This is a genomic window from Pedobacter cryoconitis (assembly GCF_014200605.1).
In the GTDB taxonomy this organism is placed as follows: domain Bacteria; phylum Bacteroidota; class Bacteroidia; order Sphingobacteriales; family Sphingobacteriaceae; genus Pedobacter; species Pedobacter cryoconitis_B.
In genome coordinates, this window is the sequence record NZ_JACHCE010000011.1 from 144,337 (window position 1) to 170,598 (window position 26,262).

Consider the following 26,262-nt stretch of genomic DNA (forward strand, 5'->3'; position numbering starts at 1 on the left):
GTATATCTGCATTTTGCTGAGTTTACAAATATTTGCTTTCGCAGGTATGGCTCAGCAGCCTTTAAAAGGTAAAGTGTTATCTGGAGAAGACCATTCAGTTTTGGTAGGTACGATCATAAAGATAGATCAGGATAACCAGGTTTTTGTTACTGATGATAAGGGTGAATTTAGTATTCCTATTCCAGTTGGGACACATGATTTCTATTTTAGTTATGTAGGATATCGGTCAAAAAAAATCGCTATACAGTTCCCATATGCTGATAATCTGGTAGTGAGTTTGGAAAGAGAAGAGAATCAGCTGAAAAACGTTATTGTGAGTACTGGTTATCAGAAGATAGCGAAAGAACGAACTACAGGATCTTTTTCAGTGATCAATAACAAATTATTTGAAAGAAGTGCAGGTACGGATGTCGTCAGCAGATTAGCAGACGTGGTTCCTGGTTTGATCTTTAATAAAAACACACCTACTGCACAAAAGGAGGGAAGCTTTAGTATTCGCGGTCAGAGCACGCTTTTTGCAAATACTAAACCATTAATTGTTATAGATAACTTTCCTTATGATGGTGATATCAATGATATTAACCCAAATGATGTAGACAATATAACTATTTTAAAAGATGCAGCAGCAGCTTCTATATGGGGAGCGAGAGCTGGAAATGGCGTTATTGTAATCAATACAAAACAAGGGATGTATAAGCAACGACTCAAAATATCTTTTAATGCAAATGTCGTAACTGGGAAAAGACCTGATCTTTTCTATGAATCTAAAATGTCTTCTGCAGAATATATAGAAATGGAGCAGAAACTGTTTGATCAGGGATTTTATAAAAATTCGGAAAATTCATTTACAAATGCACCACTATCACCTGTAGTCGAATTACTGATTGCAAAAAGAGATGGAAAAATAGAGGGGAAAGAAGTTGACAGGCAAATTAATGCTTTGAAAAATGAGGACCTAAGGAGAGATGTTAGCCATTACTTATTCCGGAACAGTTTTAATCAGCAATATGCGCTTAATATTACGGGTGGTGAAGATAATCAGCGTTTTAATTTATCAGCAGGATATGATGAAAATAAAAATAGTCTGATAGGTAATGGGTATAAAAGGATCACCTTAAATGCAAATCATACGTTTAAGGTATTGAAAGATAGGATGGAAGTAACAACAGGGATTTATTTCACCAATAGCAAAACTGAGAATAACAATAATGGCGAAGCCGATCTCAGGTTCAATAATTCTTCACTCTATCCTTATGCAAAATTAGCCGATGGACAAGGTAATCCGCTCCATATAACCAGTAATTACAGAGAGTCGTTTTTAGCTTCATCATTACAAAAGGGATTGTTGAACTGGAACTTTAATCCATTGGATGAGATCAACCTGATCCGAAGAGAAAATAAAACTAATAATTACAGGTTTAATTTTGGTGTAAATTACAAATTGTTACCTACTTTAAAAGCAGAGATTTTATATCAATACGCAGTAATTAATAGCCAGTATAATGCGCTGCAGTTAGCTGAGAGTTATTATACCCGTAATTTGATTAATAGTTTTACGGCTATTAACCCGGATGGAAGTTTGATCAGGAATGTTCCTATGGGTGATATTCTGGATAAAAGCTATTCAGAAACGAATCATCAAAATTTAAGGACACAGTTAAATTTTAATAAAGACTGGGGTGGTGAACATCAGTTAACTGTATTAGGTGGGTATGAAATTAACGATATGAACAGCAAAAATAATTCATATCGTTTATATGGCTATGATCATACACATACAATAAGTAAACCAGTAGATTATGTCACGCTATTTCCCCAGTCTTATGACGAATATAATTTCTCCCAGATCCCTAACAATGAAACCGGCAATGATTTAACTGATCGCTTTTTGTCCTTTTATGTCAATGCCGCGTATACCTGGAGGGAAAAATACGCACTAACTGCCAGTAGCAGAATAGACCAAAGTAATCTTTTTGGGGTAAAAACCAATCAGAAAAGCGTGCCCTTATATTCTGCGGGATTAGCATGGAATATTGACCGGGAAAAGTTTTATAAGCTGAGCTGGCTTCCTTATCTGAAATTGAGATTTAGCTATGGATATAATGGAAACATTGATAAAAGTGTTTCTGGTTATACAACTGCTAAGTTTGAAAGTGGTAGTGGCACTTATACTGGTTTGCCTTATGCCAATATTATAAACCCTCCTAATCCGGAACTCAGATGGGAAAGAGTAAAGATTATTAATATGGGATTAGATTTTGGTGGTAAAGGAAACTCCTTCTCCGGGACTATTGATTTGTATCGTAAATATGGTTTGGATCTGATAGGTAATGCGCCTTTCCCAAGCTCAACTGGTATAACCGTTTTTAGAAGTAATACGGCAAGCATAAGATCCAATGGTGTGGAAGTAACAATCAATAACAGGAATATTGACAGGGCAATCCGGTGGGATACAAATGTTATTTTTAATTACAATAAGGAACTGGTAAGTAAATATGAAATTAAAGAAGGGGTAAATAATTATCTGATGGGTGGCGTTAGTGGCAGTTATCCATTAGTTGGTCAACCCTTATATGCTATCTACAGCTATAAATGGGCTGGTTTAAATGGTAATACCGGAGATGCACAAGGATATCTTGATGGAAATGTCAGTAATGATTATGATAAGATCGTTCAAAATGCCAAACTGGAAAATATCATTTATAATGGTCCTGCAAGACCAGCTTATTATGGAGCAATCAGGAATACAGTTTCGTATAAAAACTTCTCTGTTTCTGCTAATGTGAGCTTTAGGTTAGGTTACTATTTTAGGCGTAATTCTGTTAATTATAGTAATATTCTTCAGGGAATGGGGGGACATGGTGATTTTAGTAAGCGCTGGCAAAAGCCTGGGGATGAAAAATTTACACAGATTCCTTCATTACCGGCAATCGGAAATTTTAATCAGAGTAACTTTTATACTTATGCTGAGGTATTGGTTGAAAAAGGAGATCATTTCCGTTTGCAAGACGTAAGAATCAGTTATGACTTTTCAAAAGAGAGCATCAAAAGCCTACCATTTACTCATGCCCAGATCTTTGTCTATGCAAATAATATCGGCCTGATCTGGACGGCTAATCACAAGAATATTGATCCTGATTATCAATATATGCCATCGCCGCGAACTATTGCTCTGGGTTTGAAAATTGATTTTTAACTGTACAAATATGAAAAACAAACTATATAAAAGCCTCTTTTTGATATTGTTTATAGTCAATTTGATGGCTTGTAAAAAAGGTTTTCTGGATGAAAAGCCTGATAAAGCTTTGCTCGTACCTGAAACTTTGCAGGATGTAAAGCAACTGCTTGATAATAGCAGCCAGGTTTTTAACATTTCTACTGGTCTTGATGTGATGAGTGCTGATGAATATATTACAGATCAAACTACGTTGTCAACCCTGGAGGCTTATGAACGTAATAGTTATTTATGGGAAAAGGATATTTATCCCGGGGTGATCAATGTGGGTGATTGGTCTATTCCCTATCAGCAGGTTTTTTATGCTAATATAGCATTGGAAACACTTGAGAAAATCAATCCATCTGCAAAAGATAAAAAGGAGTGGAGCAGACTTAAAGGGATAGCTTTTTTTTATCGTGGTTTTGCCTTTTATAACCTGGTTAAACTATTTGCAGCACAATATGATAAACGCTCTGCTGATCAGCTTCCGGGTATACCACTTCGGTTAAAATCAGCTGTTAATGTATCTTCGGTAAGAGCGAATCTTCAGGAATCATACAATCAGATAATTAATGATATAACCTCAGCAAATAAATTATTGTTGCTAAATGAAGAGATTAAGACACGTCCGGATAAAAAAGCTGCTTTTGCATTATTAGCAAGAGTATTTTTAAGTATGGAAGATTACACGAATGCTGGTAAATATGCAGACTCTTGTCTTAGACTTCAAAGTAATTTAATTGATTACAACACGATAAGCTCTGAAGGTACAGGCCGTCCTTTTCCATCTGCTTTTCCAACCGGAAATTTGGAAATACTTTTTTTCTCTGGAATAATTAGTTATGACTTTCCAACTTTTAATGCTGATATTATTATCGATCCGATTTTGTATGAAAGGTATGAAGTAAATGATTTAAGGAAACTATTGTTTTTCAGAAAACAATCCGGAATCGAAAGTGTGACTTTTAGAGGAACTTATACTGGAAAAAATGATAATAAACTTTTTGCAGGACTAGCTGTAGATGAAATGTATTTAATTGGTGCCGAATGCCTGGCAAGGCAAAACAGAATTGAAGAAGCAATGGCCTTATTAAATAAATTACTTATAACAAGATGGAGAACTAATACTTATGTTGCAAAAATAGCTTCAGATAGTGCAGAGGCACTGCATCTTATATTAGATGAGCGTAAAAAGGAATTACTTGCCAGAGGATTAAGATGGGATGATTTAAAACGGTTAAACAAAGATCCAATTTATGCAACAGAATTACGAAGAAATGTGAATGGTAAATTATATGTATTGAAACCGAATGATTTACGATACGTGCTTCCAATTCCAGACACAGAGGTGGCGAATGGTTTAATTCAAAACCCAAGATAGAAATTAGTGCTGGTATTCATATACCAGCACTAATTAGATGAAATTGTTATTTAGCTATGATTGGAACATAGTTTCCTTTATCAGCCATTTTCAGAGCTGATGTATTGAATGGAGTCTCACCGGGCTGTGGTATACTTTTAAACCCAAATTTACAAACCAGATCAGGTTTATATTTACATGTATAGTTTGGATTCTCTGGAATCCATTGCCCTGTTGTATAATTGTATCCATACACATTCAACAGTTTCTTATCTATTTTAAAAGCACTTTGAGTAAAAACGATGCTTAACCCTAACAGCATAGCTATCGCAGGTAAATTGAACTTTAAATTTTTCATAATTTCTTTTTTTAATGTTTATAATTCTTTCTTTTCACCAGGTATGCTGAAACTATTCCATGCATACCCATTCTTTGATTTCATTTCTTCATCTTACCTCCCCTTAGAATTTGATATTGAAACATTAAACCAACCATAGAAAGAATCAGGAAAAACGTATTAAACCATAAATGTGTCTGCCATCCCAGGTTTTTCAGGACACCACCGCAAGAGCAAGGGATATGATCATAATAGTTTGATAAGACTAAAGCGATGTACCCTGTAAACAAGGCCATAAGTAATACAGACAACCCTAACCCAATTAAACGGGAACCCTTTATCATCATTAAAATAACTACTGATAGTTCTATCCCAGGGATGAGATATAACAATGCTTCCACAATAGCTTGAGGAAATACCTGCATTTTTAACTGCTTTTTGAAATCTTCAAAATCAGCCAGTTTACTAAATGCTGTATAGGCAAAAAGTAAAGACAGGCCTCCACAGATTATCTCTACAATTAGTGGCTTTTTCATGATATCTTTCTTTGATTAAAGATACCTGATAAATGACCCGACTTAAATCAGAAAATGAACGTGGTCAATTTTGCTGATTCAGGTCAGGTTGTTAGTTTAAAAATTTACTTTTTACCACGTAAACGGCTTAATGTATCTGGTGACATCCCCAGATATGAAGCAATGTCTTTCTGGAAACTTGTATTCATTAAAGCAGGAAAACGTCCGAAAAGTTTAACAAAACGTTCTTCTGCATTTAATTTTTTTAAATCTATATTTTGTTCAAGCAATTCTTGCTGATGTAGTTCTTTTAATGCAAACTCAATTTTATAAAATGCAGGGAACAACCTGATCAGTTTAGGGATTGCATTATAGGATAAACTAAATAAGGTAGAATCTTCCAGTAACTCAATATTTTCACTAGTTACAGTTTTACTGCAAAAACCGGAATGAACGTACATCATTTCATCCGGATGCCAATACCAGATAGTTGTTTTCCGGTCTGGTGTATCGATATAAGCCCTTGCTGAACCTTTGATAATAAACCAGCACTCAGCAGGTATTTGTCCTGCTCTGATTAAGTGCTGGCCTTTAACGGCATTTTCTTTTTTCAATACCCTGCTCATATACTCTTTAAGCGCATCAGATAGGGGATAGTACTGATTGAAAAGGTTAAATAATCTTTCTTTTTCCATAGGTTGATGTACGGTCCTGGTAAATATAGAGACGCGTTGCACTAACAATATAGTGATAATATTTCTTATAGATTACTAACTTAAATTAATTTGATAAAATATTATATATTTTCATTTAATCTCAAAATGTTGCGATGCTTTTATTGGATAATCAATTTGGGATAAGAATTTGTACTTTAGTTTCCTTTTAAATCATATATAAATTGGAAAATACCCTCACATCAAGTAAAAAAAGAGTTCTCATCTGGCTATTAATCATTCTGTCTTTGGGATTTATATTTTTAACTTTCATTGTTACCTTTTTCCCGCCATCAGCTATTGATCTGAAAATTTCAGCAATCGTTCAGTCTGCTCAGAGTCCGGAATTGGATAAGATAATGACATTTATAAGCTGGTTTGGTGCTTTTCCTGTACCGTTCTTTATTGGGCTTTTTGTTGCAGCCATTTTTTACCTGTTTAAATTTCGAACAGAGGCAATGTTTGTTCTGCTAACGTTCACCTCTGGTATAATCAGTTCTGTAATAAAAATTATTGTGAACAGGCCAAGACCTACCTCAGACCTGGTCAGAATTGTGGAAGTTGCAAGACAACAAAGTTTTCCAAGTGGACATACACTCTTTTATGTTATATTCTTTGGGTTTTTATTGACTTTGATGTGGAGGCTTAAACAGATAAACACTGCTGTAAGATTAACTATAGCAACATTTTCTTCATTTCTTATTTTAACGATACCGTTTTCAAGGATATATTTAGGAGCCCATTGGTTTACCGATGTATTAGGTGGCTTTATATTAGGGTTAATCTGTTTGTATTTTATTAGTGTTCTTTATTTAAAAAAAGCGTAACCTATGAATTCAAAGTTTTTTTTCTGATATAAGATAATGCATTAATCTTTTTAACTATCAATTCTATCCTGTATTTAATTGTAGTATCACCTTCAATACGAATTATAGGTGTTTGTAATTTATTCATCCAGCGGGTATGCAGTTCAAAACTCCTGCCAGGAAAACCTGGCTGATCATAACCGGATGACCATTTTATAAAATCCTTATACTTCTTCTTTTGGTATTCATCTGTTTCCAGCAGGTCCCCATATCGCTCTTTCTCTCTTTCAATCAATCGTTTTATTCTGATAGCAGGCGGAATCCATAAAAAAACAACTAGATCGAAGAAATTGAAAAATCGCTCATTCCAGTTAAAAACAGGACCGGATACGACTACGTTATCATGCAGCTCAAAATTCTTAATAAACAAAGTATTGCGCTCCTGAGGATCACGCTTGAATTCGAAATGTCTTTCGCTCTTAAGCCAGTAATAATCATCCGAGTCCAGATGATGGAAACCTGATATGATTGAAAAATGATGTGCTAAAGTTGTCGTACCAGAACCTGATGCGCCAAAAATGATAATTTTCATTTTCTTTTTTCCTTGCCACAAAAATAGAAAAGAATCCCTGATCTATGCAGAGGGCTAATATTATTTAGTTGGTATTGGAAATTCTTTATAAGATAAACCTCCAACAATCCCTAATCCGTTTTGTACATTGCTATGGATAATTACTTTTTCCGAAAAAGGGCTATTTTCAGTGTCATCTGCTTTTGATACACTCTTCAAATATTTATAACTGGTTTCTGTAAGTAAAGAAACCTCTATGTACATTTTTTTTGAACCATAATTTTGATCAGCTGTAAAGGAATAGAATATAGTTTCACCTGCTGATTGGGCTCTTTCTGCAAACCATGCCTTTTTTTCCGAATTACCGCTTCCAAAAATATCGGTCGTATTTACCGGGCGGATATAGAATGGTGTTTTCGACACCTTATTTCCTGGTGCATTTTCTTCATACAGAATTCTGAAGCGGTAATATTGTTTGTCTTTACTGTTATTTTTCAGCAGAAAATTGAATTTGAGTTTGTAACTATCGCTATTAGATTCGATCACAGATTGATTGTTAATTTCAATAGTGGATATATCAGGAATGATATCGCTGCCTTCAACCAGTTTAAAACCTGGAAGAGCTGCTGTTACTTTATATTTTTTATCTTTCAGCGCTATAGCTTTACTTATATAATAGATTTTGCCGTCTATAGTTGTTGTTGTTAGTGATTCTTTAAAAACATCATTTTCGTATAGTTTTGTTTCAGCATGATCAATTTCTTTAAATGATTGTCCTGCTGCTAATCTGCCAGATAAGGAGAAGCGTACTTTCAAAGGATTGTTTTCGTTCATCAGCACATTGAGAACAGGTCTGTCAGCGTCTGCGGGTAGATCAATACTCAATTTTTTCTCACAAGAAGTGAATAAGAAAATAGTTAAAACGGGTAAAAAACTAAGTGTTTTCATGGTTTTGATATTAAAATTTAAGACTGTAAGACACACTGGGCATAATTGGCAGCAGACTATTCCCGGTTAGGTTTACTGTATTCCCTTTATAATCTTTAATGTTGAAATAGAATAGGTTCTGTCTGTTATAGACGTTATAAATACTGATATTCCAGGTACGTACTTTGCCACTTTCTTTAAGTTTGATAAAGCTGATACCAACATCTAATCTATGTGTAGGTTGTATGCGAATATTATTTCTGGATTCTATATAATCAAGTTTTTTATCAGTACGATCATGCTGTTTATCCTGCTCAGGGCTGATACCTTCAAATTGTGTAGTAGCCATTGTGAATGGGGATGCACTTTGGTAAACAAAAGTTGCAGAAAGCTCAATGCCTGGTTTTAATTTATAAACACCAACAAGGTTAAGCGTATTTCTCCGGTCGTATTTGTAAGGGAAGGTCTGTCCATTATTTATTTCCGGTAGTTTGCGGTTTGTCCAGGCAAGTGCATAACTTGCCCAGCCCGTTAAACGACCGGTTTTCTTCTGAAGGAATAATTCAAGGCCATAAGCTTTTCCTTTGCCCGTGGTGATTTTGTTCTCCCAATCGTTATCCTGGCTGGTCACTACATAGTCGGCACCGTCTTTGTATTCAATGATGTTATTCATTGTTTTATAATAACCTTCGGCTGAAAATTCAAACTGGTCCCTGAAAATATTACGGGAAATACCTAATGCAAACTGACTGGATTGCTGCGGGAGTACTTTGTTGGTTGCAGGAACCCATAGGTCTGTGGGTAAGGAAATTGAATTGCTGGCTAACAGGTGCATATATTGTGTCATTTTAGCATAAGATGCTTTCAATGCCCAGTCTCCTGGCAAGAGGTAGCGTGCACTGATTCTGGGTTGTAAAGAGGTGTAAAGCTTACCTTGTACATTAAATCCGCTTGCATGAAGACCTATATTTGCTTTTAATTTGTCGGTGATTGTCCAGTCATCTTCGGCATATAAATCCACCTCTTTTCCTTTGATTTTGGAACCTTTATTTTCATCTTTCAAAATCTCACCATTAAATGTTTGTTTAGAAAGACTTGTTCCGGGAGTGAAAGTATGCAAGGTGTAAGAGCCTCCCATTTTTATACTGTGCTCTGGAAGTGGTAGATAGTCGAAGTCAATTTTTGCTGTATAGTCAGTAATTCCTGAGTTAATGTTCAGAATATCGTCTGAATTCACATTTATTTTTGAACCAAAAATCGACGAAGTCATCGTCGTATTGAATTTATACTGAGAAGTAGTCAGTGTCGTATTTGCAAATAATTTACTGGAGAAAATATGGTTCCAACGAGCAGCACCAGTCGTATTACTCCATCCCAAACCAAAATCGCCAAGCGCAGTGGGGCCGTCATTTATACTTCCTTGTTTTACTTTGGTTCTAAGTTTATCCTGACCATTATAAAAACTTAAATACAAATGATCCTGATCAGAGAATTTATGATGGATTTTGGCATTCAGGTCATAAAAATAGAGTTGAAATTTTTCAAAATCAGGATTAGTACTCTTTAATATGGGCTCTATATATAAATCATGATAAGTTCTGCGTCCTGAAATGATAAAAGAAGTTTTATTTTTTTTTATGGGACCTTCAATCGTTAGTTGCGAAGCAAGCAAACCAAACGTAAACTGTCCCTGCACCTTATTCATATTACCGTCATTCATCGCAATATCTACGACTGATGATAAACGGCCTCCATAGCGGGCCGGAAATGCTCCTTTATAGAGGTCAACATTTTTAATTGCATAAGTATTAAATGCTGAAAATATTCCCAGTAAATGGGATGGGTTATAAAGAGGTGCCCCATCCAGTAAAATAAGATTCTGATCCGGAGAACCGCCCCTGACCAGCATAGCACTTGTACCTTCGCTGCCTTGTTGTACACCAGGTAGTGTCTGTAAGGCTTTAAATAAATCAGGTTCTCCAAAAAACTTAGGGAGTGCCTGAATCTGACTGATAGGAAGATTGATTTTTCCCATCTGCGGGCTGTTTTGAATAGGTTGAATATTTGTCCCTTTGATCACAACTGTATTCAATTCGTTTTGAAGCGGTTTTAATTGAAAGGATACGGTACTTTTCAGGGACAAATTGATTAAAGTGTCTATACTTTGATAACCCATATAGGCGATATGGAAAGTTGCAGTGTCAGCAGGAATAGTAATACTGAAATAGCCGTAGTTATTGGTCGTTGTGCCTGTCTTTATACTTTTAATATGAATGCTTACACCGATTAGTGTTTCGCCGGTAATCTGATCAGTTACTCTTCCGTTTAAGGTTTTGAAATTACTCTTTTGTACCGAAATGGTTTTTGAACTTGTTTGTGCTATGATCAAGCTGTATTTAATGTTGATCAGCAGAAAAAATAATACAAGGGAAGGGGGACGTAAATTTTTAAAAGTGGGTGTAATCATATCGGGTTTAAGACGCGGATAACCGGAAAACCCCTATAGATTGAAAAAAATGTTTAATTACTGTAGCATTATGAAGCTGGTACGCGTTTTACCATTTGATAACAATTTTTTAAGGCATTTATAGACAAAGCTAACCTTTTATAAATTCTTGTTTTCTCAGTATATTTACAATACACTCAAAATATTATTCCGATGCCTAGAGATGTAAAATTCAGATCCCTATTAGATTTGATAAAGGTATTTCCAACAGAACAATCATGCCATCAGTATCTAGCCTATCAAAGATGGGAAGGTATTGTAGAATGTCCTTATGATGATTGTGAAGGTGATAAAGCATATGTATTCAGAGATGGCATAAGATATAAATGCACTTGCTGTAAGCGAATATACACCGCTAAAACTAATACATTTATGGAAGCTAGTAAGTTGTCAACTATAAAGTGGATCATGGCTATTTACTTGGTACTTCATAAAAAAGGTGTCAGCTCTGTACAGCTTGCTAAAGATATTGATACCTGTCAGAAAACAGCATGGTTTGTATTACAGCGTATAAGGACAGCATTGGGAAATGAAGAAGAAGTAGAGTTAGAAGGAAAAATATCTTTGGATGAAACCTTTGTGGGTGGAAAGAACAAAAATCGTCATGCTGATAAGAAAGTTAAGCAATCGCAAGGCCGTAGTTTTAAGGATAAAACACCAGTCATGGGAATGCTCCAAGAACAGGAATATCAAATGATAGAACGCCCGCATAAAAATGATCCTACTAAAACAGTTATTGAAAAGGTAATTACCAAAGAATCTAGGGTAATATGTAAGGTTATAAAAGACACTAAAGCCGAATCTTTACAGCCTATAATCAAACAATACGTTAAAGAAGGATCGATATTAGTATCTGATGAATGGTACGCTTACAGAGGCTTAAATGCAATGTATGATCACCAGGTAGTTGACCATGGTAAAGGACAATATCAAAACGAAGCTGGATATAGCTCAAATTCTATTGAAGGTTTTTGGAGTCACTGTAAGCGCTCAATCATAGGTATTTACCATAAAACAAGCAGAAAACATTTGGAAAAATACTTTAATGAATTTACTTTTCGATACAACTATCGTAATTTAGGCGTTCAAGACCAGATAAACATGGTCATCAGTAATATGAAATGTAGGTTAAAATATAAGGACTTAATAGCATGAGTGAAATAAAACTATTTGAAGACACTAACATCCGCGCAAAGTGGAACGAAGACGAGGATAAATGGTATTTCGTTGTACAAGACGTTATAGCTTTTTTAACTGATAGCACGCAACCTTCAAAATATTGGAGCGCATTAAAAAAGAGGACGCTTAATAATGATAGCATCGAGTTATCTACAATTTGTAGACAACTGAAATTTACTGCTAATGATGGGAAGACTTATAAATATGAATGTGCTGATAATGAAGCTATATTTAGAATTATACAATCTGTAGCCTCAAAAAAAGCCGAACCTTTCAAACGTTGGCTTGCGAAGTTAGGTAAAGAACGAATTGAAGAAATAGAACAGCCTCAAAAAGCTATTGATAGAGCTAAAGGTTATTATACTGCTAAAGGGCATACTAAAGAATGGGTTGAAACTAGAGTAAGTGGTATCGGAACTAGAAATGAACTCACTAAGCAATGGCAAAATTCGGGTGTTGATGGTTCAGAATATGGAATATTAACTAATGAACTTACATCAGCCACTTTTGGGATGGATACAACTCAGTATCGTTATCATAAGAATATTACCAAGAATGACAGTTTGCGCGACAACATGAATCCAATGGAGTTAGTGATTACTATGTTAGGAGAGGCAACAGCTAGAGAAATATCCGAGAAAACTAATGCAAAAGGATTAAAAGGCAATAAAAATGCCGTACTAGAAGCTGGTAAAATAGCAAGTGAAACTATTAAAAATATTGAGGCCAAAACTAATATAAAAATAGTTTCAACAGATAACCTAAAGCATTTAAATAACCCAGAGACTACAAAAAGAATAGTAGCCTCTGAATCAAAAGAAATAACAAGCGGGAATAAAAAACTAGATTCTGCTATTAAATTTGTTTTAAAAAAGCCTAAAAAATAGTTTAAAAAGCCCCGCCTATTGGTTTTCTCTGATATGTGAATGATACAAATTTATCATCAAAGTTAACTAAAACCATTAGGTTCAAAGTTTTATGATAGAACTTAAAAGGCTGTTTTTTATAAAACCCATTTTTCAATAGATATCCAATTTGTTCATGTTTTTTTGATATGTCCAGAATGGTGGTCATATAAATACATTTTTTCTTAGCATCAAACCCATAAATATCGCTGGATTCATATTTACCATGATCAATGAAATGTGTATAATGAAGATTAAATCCTCCATCTTCTAAACCCACATCCCTTAGCTGAGTATTTAGGATCGGATCATTTACACCGTCATTTTCCATAGAAATTATTTCATCAGATGTTTTACGGAGGATGTTCGATATTCCAGAAAATTCCTGTGCATGTGTTTTTATTGAGAGAAGTCCCAATAATAGGATAAATGTTAGTTTTTTCATTATTGTCGTAATTAGAGTAAAAAATTAGGGCGTGTAATGTGTTATTCCTTAAGCTACTCAGGGTTACGACGCCCTCCACGCATAAAGACACAGCCACGCCCATGACGGACGTACTTAGTCGTTTATATTGCGTGGTGCTTAAGGTCGTAATTCGAGCAGCAATAAAAGCCAGTACAGTATTATATCAATCCTCTCTCAGAGGTTATTTGCAAAAACTTAAAGAATGCATCCATTTGCACTCTTTGCAAAAGTAACACTTTTTATAAAACCAATAAACTTAATTCATTATGAAAAAAAAAGCTATTAAACATCATACTTATACCTATAAAGATGATGAAAAATCAGTCTGGACTAATTCCAAAGAGCGTAATAACCGTTTTTTAGGTCATGAAAATACTTTTCAGCGCGTTGTGGTGGAAAAAATCCTACGTTTATTTCAATATCTTGGCAGCTTTTCCAAAAAATAGCTTGAGCATGGCTAATAGAAACAAGCATTAATTCTGAATATTGAATAAAATTCTCATCATTCAATGTATCTGTAATTTTTCCATTTATATTGATATGATACTCTGTGCTAATATCCATAGTCAATTGCAAATCATCCTTAGATCTTATTATCTTAACATTAATGGTTTGTAGATAATTTCCATTTGGCAAAGGATTTTTAGATATATTTCCATCAACATTAATTTTCCAATTAGAAACATTTCCTTTATTTGGAGCCTGCTCCAATTTATTAGTGACCATGTTGAATATTTTTAAAGATTCTATTGTCATAAACTTTAGATTAGTGAACTATAAATATAAAAAACTGACAATCCACAACAAACGTAAGGTTACGTTTGTCTATAAATACCTTTTTTAATTATTAAAGCCATTCTGATATAAAATGAAGATATGTTTTCACTTGCTTAGATTTATGCTCCTGTGCTGCAGGGGGAAACTAAGATCATAACTTAAATTGTTTTTTGATTTCAATACCTATCCGCATCTCAACTAATTGCAATATTTTAAAAAAGCAGTTCATTTATCTTGTGGTTTTTTAAGTATTTAAAATTAAAATAGTATTTTGAGCAAAAAACGAAATTGATGAAGAAATACATTGGAATAGCAGTTTTGTCAACTCTCATGGCCTGTACAGGCTCTGTAAAAAAAGAAACTGCTGTAACGGATACCACAGCGGCTGCTGGTCAGGCAGCTGAGGTGAATGATGTTAAGCTTGCCGATCCTAAAACGGAGAACATTTATAAAAGCTATATCAGTCTAAAAAACTCACTCGTTGCCGGAAATGCGGCAGCGGCTCACCAGACTGCCTCAGATCTGGCTGTTTCACTTAAAGCTTTTGAGGGTTGCGAAAACACAGCATTGATAGCTGAAAAAATTGCAGGTACCGAAGACCTTAAAGTGCAGCGTAAAGAATTTACTGCATTAAGCTCTGATGTGATTGCACTCTTTAAACATGCTGATATTAAGCAGGGAGTGATTTATGTACAGCACTGCCCAATGGCTAATAATGGTGATGGGGGAGATTGGTTGTCCTCAGAAAAGAAAATCAGTAATCCTTACTATGGGAAAGAAATGCTCACTTGCGGTGCGGTACTGGAAGTGATTAACGCAAAAAAATAAGCTTAATTCTTACTTAATGATGACCTGCGGTTAACAATTATTTAACAGCTTTGTTATCATTGTTTGTAAGCTATTTAATTAGAATAGTTAAATTTGTTATTTATAAATTAGAAGATATATGTCAGATATTGCAGAAATTAAGATCGATGGTAAAGTATACGAATTTCCCATTGTAACTGGAACCGAGGGTGAAAAATCAATTGATATTTCAAAATTAAGGGATTTAACGGGTCACATTACGCTGGATTTAGGCTACAAAAACACTGGATCTACGAAAAGTGCAATTACCTTTTTAGATGGTGAAAAAGGAATCTTAAAATACAGAGGATATTCAATCGAAGAATTGGCAGAGAAATCTACTTTTCTGGAGGTTGCCTTTCTTTTGATCTATGGCGATTTACCAACTACTAAGGCTCTTGAAGATTTTCAGTCTCAGATCACTAAGCATACGCTGATCCATGAGGATATGAAAAAGTTCCTTGATGGTTATCCTTCAAAATCGCATCCAATGGCTCAGTTAGCCTCATTGGTTTGCTCATTGTCAACATTTTATCCTGAGTCACTAAAAGCTAATTCTTCGGCTGAAACAATGGATCAGACGATGATCAAATTGCTGGCTAAATTCCCTACAATTGTATCATTTATTTATAAAAAATCATTAGGTCACCCACTGATCTATCCTAAAAATAAATATGATTATGTAAGTAACTATCTGAACATGACTTTTGGTCAGCGTACAGAAGAGGTTGAAATTGACCCGGTAGTAGTGAAAGCGATGAATACTTTATTAATCTTACATGCTGACCATGAGCAAAACTGCTCTGCATCTACAGTAAGAATGGTAGGTTCTTCTGATTGTAATTTATATGCATCAGTTTCTGCAGGTATTGATGCTTTATGGGGCCCGCTTCATGGTGGTGCTAACCAGGCTGTTATTGAGATGCTGGAACTGATCAAAGAAGACGGTGGTGACACTGAAAAATGGATCAATAAAGCAAAAGATAAGAATGATCCTTTCCGTATGATGGGATTTGGACACAGAGTATATAAGAACTTTGATCCACGTGCTAAAATTATCAAAAAAGCATGTGATGATATCCTTGAGAAATTAGGTATCAATGACCCTGTTCTTGAGATCGCTAAAAAACTGGAAGAAGCTGCTTTAAGTGATTCTTATTTTGTAGAGCGTAAATTATACCCTAACGTTGATTTCTACTCAGGTATTATCTACAGAGCTTTAGGTTTCCCTACTGATATGTTTACAGTATTATTTGCACTTGGCCGTTTACCAGGATGGATTGCGCAGTGGAAAGAAATGCACGAAAATAAAGAGCCAATTGGCCGTCCGCGTCAAATCTATGTTGGACATACCAACAGAGCTTTTGTTGAAATAGAAAAACGATAATATTTATATTTCCGGATTAAAAAATACCTTAAGTTTTAGTCCGGTTATATTCAAAACCCTCTTTAGATTTCTAAAGAGGGTTTTTTTATGCCTGAAATGAAGATTTGCGAAGACATTCCTGAGGTAAACAGGGAATGCATTTAATAATCGACCTTGCTGATCTGTATCTTTTGTAAATTACCCTGTTCATCTTTTACGGTAATATCCGCACTTTCTTTACCGGCAAGTATATGTGGACGATTCAGCATGTCACATAAGGTTACTTTAGAGTAGTCTGTGCCGTCTATAGCTATAATCTGTTCTCCAGGTTTAACTTCATTTTTATATTTGTCCCAGACCACACCTATAGCAAGTCTGTCATTGATTACAGTGGGTACAAATGGCCATTGTCTTTCTTTAACTTCATTATTCTTTTTTGTACTGTTAAAATAAAATCTACTATGAATGAAGTCGAGCGTAACAATACCGTACTTAAGTATTTTTGAGCCTATAGCTGAAGTTCCGCTTTTGTTAGTTTCAACAATGACATTGCTGAACAGACTGTTGCCAATTTTCATTTCTGAAAACCTTAACAGATATTTTTCTGCGCTTTGTTGTAATCCTAAACCACCAATAGTATTCGCTCCATAACCTTTTGCCAGAACCTGGTAAATACCGGAATCGGGCAGCTGACTAATTATATCCTCAGAGATTCTTAAAAACTCATTATCACCGGTATCAAATCCCAGATTTAAAGTAATATTATCTTTTAATAGTACTTTGATAATCGGATTACTCTGATAACTTGTATTGGTGACAAGCTCTGAACTATAGCTATCATTTAATTTCAATTTCTCTAATTGGTCAGTCAGGATGATGACATGCCTTAACTCGTCAATACTGACGATAGAATTGCGAAGAATATTACTTCCAATTACTCCCTTTATATTCCAGCATTTGTAGAAATCCGGAAAAAAGGTAATTGCAGGAATATGATTAAATTGGATGCTGCCTATTTTAATTTTTGGTATTTGTACAACCCCCATGGTATCGGTAACCCCATTAACATCCGAAAGCGTATCTTCATCAAGGAAATGAGCTTTCAATTCTGTTGCGAGTTCCGGACTGATAGCTACTGGTGCCCCGGTATCAAATAAGAACTTATGTTTTTTACCATTCAGCTCTGCCTGAATGAACATTTTACCGTTAATAGTTTGATAGGGGATCTCCTGATAATAGTTTTTAGCGGCTGTTCCTCCCTGATTATAAGTGAAATCCTGAGCGTTTGCCCCGGAACAAATGGCGAATAGCAGGCAGAGATTAAAAATGAATTTCATTAAAAAAGATTAGATAGCCCGAATTTAAACGTTTTATACGTGTTTAACCAACAGTATCTATGGATTTTAACATTTTTTAAGGATCATGCTACACAAAAAGACAGGCTGAATAATTATTGATTTTGAATTTAATTGATCTTTAGCCAGCCAGTAATACTTAATCTGGGCTTGTTGGTAACCAAAACCTCATGTACCAGCTCACTGCTTTTAAAGAAGACACTTTTTCCATTATCGGGCGATATGTTTTGCAAATGATCAGCATGATGGATACAAAGTTCCCCGCCATCGGTTTCCTGCCAGTCTGCATTCAGATAAATGATCATTGAATACTGTCTGCTATCATTATTTTTGAACTGATCCAGGTGCTTTTTGTAAAAGCTTCCTTCTTCATACAAGGTATAATGAAATTCATAACCGGTTATACCAGTATAACAAGTACTATTCAGATAACTTATAAAGCTATCCATCAGATCAAAGAAGCTATTTTCATGGATATTGTTATGTGCTCTGTCCAGCCAGTAGATCATATCACTTCTTACAGATTTATTATGAGAGACAAGAGTCTCATTCCCCGTACCTGCGGAGAGTAGTAATTTATCATCGTATAGTTTATAGAGGTTTTCTTTGAGCTGGGCGGCTAAAGCTACGCTTAAAAAGTTTTCTGTTATACCAACTTTATTGTCTATAAAACTGTCGATTAGCGTATTAAATATGTTTTGCAAGGAGGGGGGAGGGAAAATATACGGCAAATCGCCGGCATGTTGGTGAAGGTAGGTTTTATTAATCAATAAAATGCTAGTTTTGCATTTCTAAAAAACATCTCAATTTCGACAAATGAATTTATTAGAAGCAAGGGTATTATGGAGTTATGATTATGAACTGGAATCAAAAACGGGAATTAACAATATTGCCGCGCAGTTTGGAGGTGTCCCTCCGGTACATAACCATACGGGAACTTTATTTTTAACAAACGAGGGAATAAATATCCAGGGGGACGAAGAACTGATTATCTCATTAGCGGATATACAAGAAGCTTATGTCGGGTTTGATGAAAGCTATCAGCGTAATTTTGTCAAAAATCTGGGTTTATTATGTCAGCCTTTGCGTATTGTGACTAATAATAATTTAAAAAAGCGTACCATCTATCTGATTCTGGACTATAACTATTTTGGTTGTGCTAAGAACCTGACTTTATTTGATATGCTACAGGAGATGCTGGCTTAAAAGGAAAAGATCTCCTTAGGAAACCCTTTCCTTGTAATTTCAGGTGAGGAAATATATATATTACAAAATCAAAAACAATTATGGCAGATTTCTTTAAAAAGTACGGCGTAAAAATAATATCAGTCTTATTGATCATTCTTATTCTTGGTGATGCCTGGCTTTTATTAACCAAAGGTTTTTCATCTCCAGTATTGTCAGGGCTGATAGGATGTTCACTTACTTTATTTGGCCTTAATTATTTCAAAAGTAAAAGTTAAATAAGAATACCTTCCCTGATTTCATCATAAATAGCGGTGGTTTCCGGAACATTGATATTTAAAGCATTTCCGTAAGCTACTATTGCCCCGGCAAATAACTCCAGTTCTGTGTTCTCTTTTCGTGCCTGAACATCCAGTTGTAATGATGTTGGCGTTTGAAAAGGAAAAGATGCTGCTTTTTGAAAGGTTAATTCAATGATATTTTCAGGAAGGCTAATCTCTTTTTTAAGAGCGATGGCCTGTATTTCCTGCATGATTTTTAAAGCTCTTTCATGTAATCCGGGTTCTTCATTTACCTGCCCTATAGACTTGTTATATCTCGCTGAAACCAATCCAAAACTCGCTATAAAGAAGTATTTGGACCAGATAGCAGGAAAAGAATCGTCCTTATATTCGATATCAATTAATGCATCCTTAAACAGCGAAACTATGGTCTGCGGGTCAAATTGTTTGTTTTCCGGATCTTTTCCAACGATTATTTTTCCAGGATTTCCTTTATGCTCAACAACACCTTTTTCTTTAATATGAGAAGCTACGTAAACACATGAAGGCAAGACGATTCCATTAGGGATTATTTTGCGTATTCTTTCATAAATATCCACGCCATTCATTAATGGCAGGATAACGGTGTCACTTTTGATTTTATCTTTTAATTGATTGCAGATATTTTCAAGATCATATTCTTTGACGCAGATTACAAATACATCAATATGGCCCAGCCCGGCTACTTCTTTAAAAATTTGATGAGGTTTGGCAACGGGATCCCCGTTTTCTGCAGAAAGTAGTGTGAGGCCTTTTTCTTTGACAATTTCGTAAGTCTTTTCACGGGCAATAAAAGTAATATTAACTGGACTGTCTGCAGCGTATTTCCGGGCAAGTTTAAACCCGAAATAACCACCAACGCCGCCCAATCCGATTATAGCAAATTCTGTTGTTTTCATTTTTCTGTTGAAATTTTAACTGATATAATATTATAATTCGCAAGGTTGGCAAATTACAGGTTATCAGGTGAAAATCCTAAACAATAAATTTGAAACCGGGTTTAAGCTATGAAATATTTAATAACTCCACTGATGGCCCATTCAGACAAGGCAAACGTGATATAATACAAAAAAAACACTGTAATTGTCATACTAACACAATGTGCTGTCTTTTAGTGTAACTACTTTTTCAGCAGCTGTGTTTTTTTGATGATGCCTATAATCAAGTGCATGGGGAGCAATCAGAAAATAAACTATGGAGACAAAAATATAGAGACTGAAAGGATGGATATATCTCGCTCTTTTACCAGCGAGATAGTCCAGTGTAAGTTGCCCCGGTTTAGTTAACAAGGGGATAAGCGTGTGAAAGAACTTAGAATCGAAATGAAAATAATGCCTATACTATGTGAAATAAAGCCCCAGAAGGGCTCTTTTAATTCCAGGTTAGGTTGCCCGCATTGCGTACAATAATTTTTTCAACAGTGTAACTACAATTCAGGCAATTTTTTTTCGTGACGATAAGTTCCAGACATATATTAGAATATTTTACATTAATATACCTGCGATAGAAGCCGAAAGATAAGAAGCTAATGTTCCGCACATTAATGCTTTTAAGCCTAGTTTAGCAAGATCTGCGCGACGTTCTGGTGCCAGCTCGCCAATACCGCCAATTTGCATTCCGACACTGCTGAAGTTAGCAAAACCACAAATAGCAATACTAATAACTAATACACCTTTTTCAGTCACAATCGGAACTGCTTTAGTGGTCAGGTTTTTAAAAGCTAAAAACTCATTCACGGTCAGTTTCTGACCAAGAAGGGTAGCTGCATTACTTACATCAACGTCAGGAATACCCATTGACCATGCAAATGGATAAAACAACCTGCCAAAAATCCAGTCTAGGGATAAATTAAAGTCCGGATTAAAAAGATGACCAATATGAACCAGTGTATAATCAACTAAAGCGATTAAGGCTATAAACCCGATTAACATGGCAATTACATTCATAGCGATCTTAAAACCTTCTCCTGCACCATGTGAAATGGCATCAATCAGGTTCGTATATTCACTTTTCACTTCAAGTTTTACTTTACCCATAGTTTGTGAAACTTCTGTTTCAGGAAAAACTATCTTGGAAATGATCAATGCCCCGGGAGCTGCCATCAAACTGGCCATAATCAATTTTGGTGCAAGGTTCATACCTGCCTGCGCACCCATATTGGCATAAACGATCAGGATACCACCAGCGATACAAGCTAAACTTCCACTCATGGAAGCAAGCAGTTCACTTTTGGTCATCCCTTTAAGATAAGGTTTGATCATTACCTGCGCCTCAACCTGGCCGACAAATGCGCTGGCAACGTTACTTAACGCTTCAGCACCACTCACACGCATAATAAAGTTCATGCCTTTTGCAATGACAGAAACAATCCGCTGCATAATACCAAAATGATAAAATACAGCCACAAGTACACATACCAGGATGATTGTTGCGGTTACATTAAAAGCAAAAATAAAACTTTCAGGGGCGGCATAGGCATGTGTTTGACCATCAAAACCAATTACTGCAACACCACCATAGACAAAATTAACGCCTATTTTAGCAAATTGCTCAATTTTTTGCATTCCTTTCCCAAGGAACTCAAAGAAGTGTTGTACGGGGGCAACTCTTAAAACGAGAACGGCTATAACTATCTGGAGCGTAAGCCCACTTGCTACTAGTCTGAAATTAATCTTCTTCTTGTTGTTAGAACAAAGATAAGCAAGGCCCAGTATAAAAATGACGCCAATTACTCCGTGAAAACGCTCCATAAAAAATATTCAAATAAAAAAAATTGGGTAGAAAAAATAAAGATGTGTATAAACTTGCAAATAATAACTATTGTGATGAATTTCTTTTGTTTAGTTCATCTCTGATACGGGCCGCTTTCTCATAGGCCTCTTCTGCAATAGCTTCCTGCAGTTTCTGATTAAGTTCCTCAATACTAAGGCTTCCAAAACCAGTTCCGGGAATTGAAGTGTCAATATCGTCCTGGCCATGTTCCTTATTCAGGTTGTCCATGTTTTCGAGAAAAACAAAATCGTTACCTTCGATAACAATACCCGCAGAGGATAAAATAAATTCGTAAGTGTAAATTGAGGAGTTGAAACGAACGGCCAGTGCAATTGCGTCTGATGTTCTTGCGTCGATTTCTTCAGTTCTTTCACCGTCTGTACAGATCAGTTTTGCGAAGAAAACACCGTCTACGAGGTTGTAGATTAGAATTTCTTTAATTTCAATTTTATAGGTCTGCGCAAATGTTTTGAACAGATCATGAGTCAATGGCCTGCTTGGGGTCATTTTTTCAATCTCTATTGCAATAGCCTGAGCTTCGAATGCACCTATGATGATAGGCAAACGTCTTCTGCCGTTTACTTCTCCAAGTACCAGTGCGTAGGCTCCGGATTGGGTTTGGCTATAGGATAAGCCAACAATATCTAGTTTTACTTTTTTCATATTTATGAATATCTGGCGGAAACTTTCATCTCCGCCAAATATTAATATTAAGCCTGGTGTGCTTTTAGAGCTTCAATTAATTTAGGAACAACCTCAAAGGCATCTCCAACGATTCCGTAATCAGCAACTTTAAAGAATGGAGCTTCCGGATCTTTATTGATGACTACAATTACTTTAGAAGAACTTACTCCAGCTAAGTGCTGAATAGCTCCTGATATACCTATTGCAATATATAAGTTAGGGCTGATTGCAATACCTGTCTGACCAACGTGTTCTGAATGTGGTCTCCAGTCTGCATCCGAAACTGGCTTAGAGCAAGCTGTTGCTGCGCCTAATAAATTAGCCAGTTCTTCTATCATTCCCCAGTTTTCAGGACCTTTAAGGCCTCTTCCTGCTGAAACAACTAATTCAGCATCTGGTAAGGAAACTTTATCTGTAGCTCTAACGATTTCTTTTACAATAGCCGCCAGGTCAGCAGACTGAACGGCAGGAGAAAATGATTCGATAGTAGCTGTAACTGCTGATTCTTTTACGCCAAAAGCATTAGGGTTCAACGCAATTACTTTGGTTGCAGAAGTCAGTTCAGTAATGGCAAATGCTTTTCCTGAAAACGCTCCTTTTTTAACCAAAAATTTACCGCCATCCAATTGTGGAAGTTCTACAGCACCATCAACTAAACCTGCTTTTAATTTAACCGCCACACGTGGTGCAAGACCTTTTCCACTGAAAGAGTTTGAAAGTACTATTACATCAGCACCTTCTTTTGCTGCAGCTTCTGCGATTACAGCAGCATATGCCTGGTTTACAAAATTCTTTAATTCTGCGCTGGCAACATTTAATACTTTGGCAGCACCATATTTTCCTAGTTCCTGTAATTCACTATCTGCAACATTACCAATAGATACTGCGGTAAGGTTAGTCCCTGTTTTATCTGCAATGGCTTTTGCATAAGAAACCGCTTCAAATACGGATTTCTTAAACTTACCGTCGACTTGTTCTACATATACTAAAACTGACATATTTTTTCGCTTAGATTTTTATAATTAATTTTTTAAAACAGACCTTAGATTACTTTCGCTTCGGTATGCAGCAGACTGATCAGGCTTGCAGCTTCTTCGGCCGGGATCAACTTAACGGTTCCACGGGCTGGAGGAGTTTCAAACTGGACTACTTTAATTACTTCTTCAATTGGCTGGGCAGCTACAGCAACAAGAGGTTTAGATCTTGCTGACATAATACCTCTCATAGTAGGAATTGTTGGTACAGCAACACCTTCAGCACAGCTGGCTACAAATTTTCCTGTAACGGTAACTACTTCTTTACCACCTTCAATTTCTCTTTCAAGAGTTGCAATAGTACCATCGTAGTCTAATTTTTTAATAATTGAGATAGATGGGATCTCTAAAAACTCACCTACCATTGCAGCTACCTGCGCACCGTTGTAATCAATTGATTCACGTCCGGTAAGGATCATATCAAATTCACCAGTCTTAGCGTATTCAGCTATTTGAAATGCTGTAAAATAAGCATCACGAGGAGCTGCGTCAATTCTGACAGCATCATCTGCTCCAATTGCCAGTGCCTTTCTGATTGTAGGCTCTGTACTGCTTTCTCCAACATTAACCACCGTTACTGTTCCTTTTCCGCCAGCACAAAGTTCAATTGCTCTTGATAATGCAATTTCATCATATGGGTTCACTATATAGGTGACTCCCGCAGTATTGAATTGGGTATTATCATTAGTAAAAGTTATTTTTGTGGTTGTGTCGGGCACGTTACTGATACAAACTAATATTTTCATATGAATAAGTTGTTTTTTAATTTGATGAAGCCTTTATATAATGTATTGTGTTTTTGTCTTCTTAAAATATAATGGTTTCAAAAAAATGTCTTTTTGCAAATCTAATTAAAAAAGCAGGGATTTAAAATGCAAAGTACCCGATTAACCAAGTTATTATCTTTTTTGGCAACAGAACCCAATGATCCATTTATCTTATATGCGCTGGCAACAGAGTATAACTCATTAAATGATACTGAACAGGCCTTTTATTATTATCACAAATTAGTAGAAGATCATCCTTCTTATGTAGGGACTTATTATCATTTAGGAAAACTATATCAAAAACAGGAACAAACTGAACGGGCTGTTGAGATCTATCAGCTGGGAATGAAAAGAGCCACAGAAAAAGGCGATCGCCATGCTTTTTCTGAGTTGCAGGGTGCTTATAATATGGCGGCCGGTCTGGATTACGAAGACGATTAGGCTGGAGAATGGAAAAACGGCAACTATTATTTATTAAAGATGTTTTTCTTTTTACTTTCACGGCATTCGGTGGTGCTCAGGCACATATATCACTTCTGTTAAAGTATTTTGTTAAGCAGACCCATTATATCTCAGAAGAAGATTTACTGGAACTGAATGCATTGGCCCAAATTCTGCCAGGGCCGGCATCTACACAAACACTGGTGGGGATAGCACATAAGGTAGGAGGGCTTAAACTCGCATTGATTACTTTTCTGATCTGGATTATTCCTTCGGCAGCAATCATGACTTTTGCTGCACTCAGTTTTGCCCAGCTTGATCATAAAGTGCAATTTGTTCTGGTCCTGAAATATATTCAGCCTATAGCGCTGGGTATTGTTGCTTTTGGAGCATATACACTTTCAAGAAAAGTACTGGTCACGCAAACGGCTGTTTTTTTAGCTATCTCAGCAGTAATTTTGACATTAGTATTAAGAAATGCTTATGTTTTTCCATTAGCAATCCTTGTTGGAGGGATGATTTCTTCAGCTTTGGAAACTCCGCGCGAAGAAAGTGAAATCAGAGTTAAGCTTTTTGCAAATATAAATCCTAAAAAGCTGGCTTATTTTTTCGGCGTACTTTTGTTTTTAGCTGCTTTGGGGGCTATCATTAACAGAACTTCTCCATTTAGTTTGCCAATCAGGCTTTTTGAAAATTTTTACCGTAACGGGATCTTTATTTTTGGTGGCGGACAGGTACTTGTTCCATTGATGTTCACTGAGTTTGTGCAAATGAAGCATTATCTGGGCTCTTCAGAATTTCTGTCTGGTTTTGCACTGCAGCAGGCTTTACCCGGACCTACATTTTCTTTTACAAGTTATCTTGGGGCCTTAAGCATGAAAAACTTTGGGTATGGAACTTATGGACAGGTTCTGGGAGGAGTAGTCGGTGTATTGGGAATTAATCTTCCGGGCCTCATTTTAGTGCTGTTTATTGTCCCTTTCTGGGAAGATTTAAAGAAAATTACAAGAATAAAGCATTCTTTATCAGGAATTAATGCAGTTAGTGTAGGATTTATTATCGCTGCATTTGTATTGCTGGTTAAACCGGTTGGTTTTGATATGATGTCGATAGCGCTGATCGTTGTTACCTTTCTGATCCTGAACTTTACAAGAATCAGCCCTCCGCTGATCGTTCTTGCAGGAATATTACTGGGCTACTTTATGTAGCCCGG

At 35.9% G+C, this 26,262-nt stretch carries 25 protein-coding genes and 1 pseudogene; 10 read left to right on the forward strand and 16 right to left on the reverse strand.

The genetic code is table 11. The features are described 5' to 3' along the window. Window positions 1–13: 13 nt before the first annotated feature. Together HDE68_RS24260 and HDE68_RS24265 are read left to right on the forward strand one after the other, a co-directional pair. Window positions 14–3,196 (forward strand): SusC/RagA family TonB-linked outer membrane protein, encoded by a 3,183-nt coding sequence (locus tag HDE68_RS24260; protein ID WP_183884930.1) that lies wholly within the window; start codon window positions 14–16, stop codon window positions 3,194–3,196. Window positions 3,197–3,206: 10 nt separating this feature from the next. Beyond that, window positions 3,207–4,598 carry a RagB/SusD family nutrient uptake outer membrane protein gene (locus HDE68_RS24265; RefSeq protein ID WP_183884932.1) on the forward strand — a complete coding sequence of 464 codons (1,392 nt, stop codon included), beginning with the start codon at window positions 3,207–3,209 and terminating at the stop codon, window positions 4,596–4,598. Between the two features lie 46 nt (window positions 4,599–4,644). Here HDE68_RS24265 and HDE68_RS24270 read toward each other — a convergent pair whose 3' ends face one another. The 3 genes from HDE68_RS24270 to HDE68_RS24280 all read right to left on the reverse strand — a co-directional run bounded on the left by HDE68_RS24270 (window position 4,645) and on the right by HDE68_RS24280 (window position 6,124). Beyond that, window positions 4,645–4,935, reverse strand: a complete 291-nt coding sequence (locus tag HDE68_RS24270; protein WP_183884934.1) for a DUF6520 family protein — start codon at window positions 4,933–4,935, stop codon at window positions 4,645–4,647. A gap of 80 nt (window positions 4,936–5,015) precedes the next feature. Continuing rightward, complete coding sequence (locus tag HDE68_RS24275) at window positions 5,016–5,450, reverse strand: MauE/DoxX family redox-associated membrane protein (RefSeq protein WP_183884936.1); 435 nt, start codon at window positions 5,448–5,450, stop codon at window positions 5,016–5,018. Window positions 5,451–5,554: 104 nt separating this feature from the next. Then, entirely contained in the window at window positions 5,555–6,124 is a 570-nt protein-coding gene (locus HDE68_RS24280; RefSeq protein WP_183884938.1) for a Crp/Fnr family transcriptional regulator, read from the reverse strand. Between the two features lie 203 nt (window positions 6,125–6,327). On the opposite strand from HDE68_RS24280, the gene HDE68_RS24285 reads away from it, so the two are divergent. Next, window positions 6,328–6,969 carry a phosphatase PAP2 family protein gene (locus HDE68_RS24285; RefSeq protein ID WP_183884940.1) on the forward strand — a complete coding sequence of 214 codons (642 nt, stop codon included), beginning with the start codon at window positions 6,328–6,330 and terminating at the stop codon, window positions 6,967–6,969. A gap of 1 nt (window position 6,970) precedes the next feature. On the opposite strand, the gene HDE68_RS24290 is transcribed toward HDE68_RS24285, so the two are convergent. The 3 genes from HDE68_RS24290 to HDE68_RS24300 are packed head-to-tail and all read right to left on the reverse strand — an operon-like array spanning window position 6,971 to window position 10,835. Then, window positions 6,971–7,540 (reverse strand): adenylate kinase, encoded by a 570-nt coding sequence (locus tag HDE68_RS24290; RefSeq protein ID WP_183884942.1) that lies wholly within the window; start codon window positions 7,538–7,540, stop codon window positions 6,971–6,973. A gap of 60 nt (window positions 7,541–7,600) precedes the next feature. After that, a complete protein-coding gene (locus HDE68_RS24295) occupies window positions 7,601–8,467 on the reverse strand; it encodes a DUF4249 domain-containing protein (RefSeq protein ID WP_183884944.1) in 867 nt (288 codons plus the stop codon). A gap of 10 nt (window positions 8,468–8,477) precedes the next feature. Continuing rightward, window positions 8,478–10,835, reverse strand: coding sequence for a TonB-dependent receptor (locus HDE68_RS24300; protein WP_183884946.1), 2,358 nt, complete (start codon window positions 10,833–10,835; stop codon window positions 8,478–8,480). Between the two features lie 270 nt (window positions 10,836–11,105). Here HDE68_RS24300 and HDE68_RS24305 point away from each other — a divergent pair, with 270 nt between their 5' ends. Then, a complete protein-coding gene (locus HDE68_RS24305) occupies window positions 11,106–12,107 on the forward strand; it encodes an IS1595 family transposase (protein WP_183884948.1) in 1,002 nt (333 codons plus the stop codon). After that, the gene (locus HDE68_RS24310) at window positions 12,104–13,018 is read left to right on the forward strand and encodes a BRO family protein (protein WP_183884950.1); all 915 of its coding nucleotides are present in this window, start codon (window positions 12,104–12,106) and stop codon (window positions 13,016–13,018) included. The genes HDE68_RS24305 and HDE68_RS24310 overlap by 4 nt, the downstream gene beginning before the upstream one ends. A 1-nt stretch (window position 13,019) precedes the next feature. Here the strand turns inward: HDE68_RS24310 and HDE68_RS24315 are convergent, their stop codons facing one another. Further along, window positions 13,020–13,481, reverse strand: a complete 462-nt coding sequence (locus HDE68_RS24315; protein WP_183884952.1) for a hypothetical protein — start codon at window positions 13,479–13,481, stop codon at window positions 13,020–13,022. A gap of 351 nt (window positions 13,482–13,832) precedes the next feature. Next, window positions 13,833–14,228 (reverse strand): hypothetical protein, encoded by a 396-nt coding sequence (locus HDE68_RS24320; protein ID WP_183884954.1) that lies wholly within the window; start codon window positions 14,226–14,228, stop codon window positions 13,833–13,835. 342 nt (window positions 14,229–14,570) lie between these two features. Here HDE68_RS24320 and HDE68_RS24325 point away from each other — a divergent pair, with 342 nt between their 5' ends. Both HDE68_RS24325 and HDE68_RS24330 read left to right on the forward strand, forming a co-directional pair. Next, window positions 14,571–15,107: a DUF3347 domain-containing protein gene (locus HDE68_RS24325; protein WP_183884956.1), complete on the forward strand. Its 537-nt coding sequence runs from the start codon at window positions 14,571–14,573 to the stop codon at window positions 15,105–15,107. Between the two features lie 118 nt (window positions 15,108–15,225). Further along, the gene (locus HDE68_RS24330; RefSeq protein WP_183884958.1) at window positions 15,226–16,512 is read left to right on the forward strand and encodes a citrate synthase; all 1,287 of its coding nucleotides are present in this window, start codon (window positions 15,226–15,228) and stop codon (window positions 16,510–16,512) included. 140 nt (window positions 16,513–16,652) lie between these two features. Here the strand turns inward: HDE68_RS24330 and HDE68_RS24335 are convergent, their stop codons facing one another. Next, a complete protein-coding gene (locus tag HDE68_RS24335) occupies window positions 16,653–17,828 on the reverse strand; it encodes a retropepsin-like aspartic protease (protein ID WP_183884960.1) in 1,176 nt (391 codons plus the stop codon). A 128-nt stretch (window positions 17,829–17,956) separates the two neighbouring features. Next, window positions 17,957–18,550 carry a 2OG-Fe(II) oxygenase gene (locus HDE68_RS24340; protein ID WP_183884962.1) on the reverse strand — a complete coding sequence of 198 codons (594 nt, stop codon included), beginning with the start codon at window positions 18,548–18,550 and terminating at the stop codon, window positions 17,957–17,959. A 112-nt stretch (window positions 18,551–18,662) separates the two neighbouring features. On the opposite strand from HDE68_RS24340, the gene HDE68_RS24345 reads away from it, so the two are divergent. After that, window positions 18,663–19,052 carry a hypothetical protein gene (locus HDE68_RS24345; protein WP_183884964.1) on the forward strand — a complete coding sequence of 130 codons (390 nt, stop codon included), beginning with the start codon at window positions 18,663–18,665 and terminating at the stop codon, window positions 19,050–19,052. A gap of 253 nt (window positions 19,053–19,305) precedes the next feature. Here the strand turns inward: HDE68_RS24345 and HDE68_RS24350 are convergent, their stop codons facing one another. The 6 genes and pseudogenes from HDE68_RS24350 to HDE68_RS24375 all read right to left on the reverse strand — a co-directional run bounded on the left by HDE68_RS24350 (window position 19,306) and on the right by HDE68_RS24375 (window position 24,587). Continuing rightward, a complete protein-coding gene (locus HDE68_RS24350) occupies window positions 19,306–20,250 on the reverse strand; it encodes a ketopantoate reductase family protein (RefSeq protein ID WP_183884966.1) in 945 nt (314 codons plus the stop codon). 192 nt (window positions 20,251–20,442) lie between these two features. After that, window positions 20,443–20,658, reverse strand: a pseudogene (locus HDE68_RS26740) (DUF3667 domain-containing protein); the annotation flags it as partial. A gap of 177 nt (window positions 20,659–20,835) precedes the next feature. Beyond that, window positions 20,836–22,101 (reverse strand): NupC/NupG family nucleoside CNT transporter, encoded by a 1,266-nt coding sequence (locus tag HDE68_RS24360; RefSeq protein ID WP_183884968.1) that lies wholly within the window; start codon window positions 22,099–22,101, stop codon window positions 20,836–20,838. A 67-nt stretch (window positions 22,102–22,168) separates the two neighbouring features. Then, complete coding sequence (locus HDE68_RS24365) at window positions 22,169–22,786, reverse strand: bifunctional nuclease family protein (RefSeq protein ID WP_183884969.1); 618 nt, start codon at window positions 22,784–22,786, stop codon at window positions 22,169–22,171. Between the two features lie 47 nt (window positions 22,787–22,833). Beyond that, window positions 22,834–23,805, reverse strand: coding sequence for an electron transfer flavoprotein subunit alpha/FixB family protein (locus tag HDE68_RS24370; RefSeq protein WP_183884970.1), 972 nt, complete (start codon window positions 23,803–23,805; stop codon window positions 22,834–22,836). A 44-nt stretch (window positions 23,806–23,849) separates the two neighbouring features. Continuing rightward, window positions 23,850–24,587, reverse strand: coding sequence for an electron transfer flavoprotein subunit beta/FixA family protein (locus tag HDE68_RS24375; protein WP_183884971.1), 738 nt, complete (start codon window positions 24,585–24,587; stop codon window positions 23,850–23,852). Between the two features lie 126 nt (window positions 24,588–24,713). On the opposite strand from HDE68_RS24375, the gene HDE68_RS24380 reads away from it, so the two are divergent. Both HDE68_RS24380 and chrA read left to right on the forward strand, forming a co-directional pair. After that, entirely contained in the window at window positions 24,714–25,049 is a 336-nt protein-coding gene (locus tag HDE68_RS24380; protein ID WP_183884973.1) for a tetratricopeptide repeat protein, read from the forward strand. Between the two features lie 8 nt (window positions 25,050–25,057). After that, a complete protein-coding gene (chrA, locus tag HDE68_RS24385) occupies window positions 25,058–26,257 on the forward strand; it encodes a chromate efflux transporter (RefSeq protein ID WP_183884975.1) in 1,200 nt (399 codons plus the stop codon). Window positions 26,258–26,262: the final 5 nt, after the last annotated feature.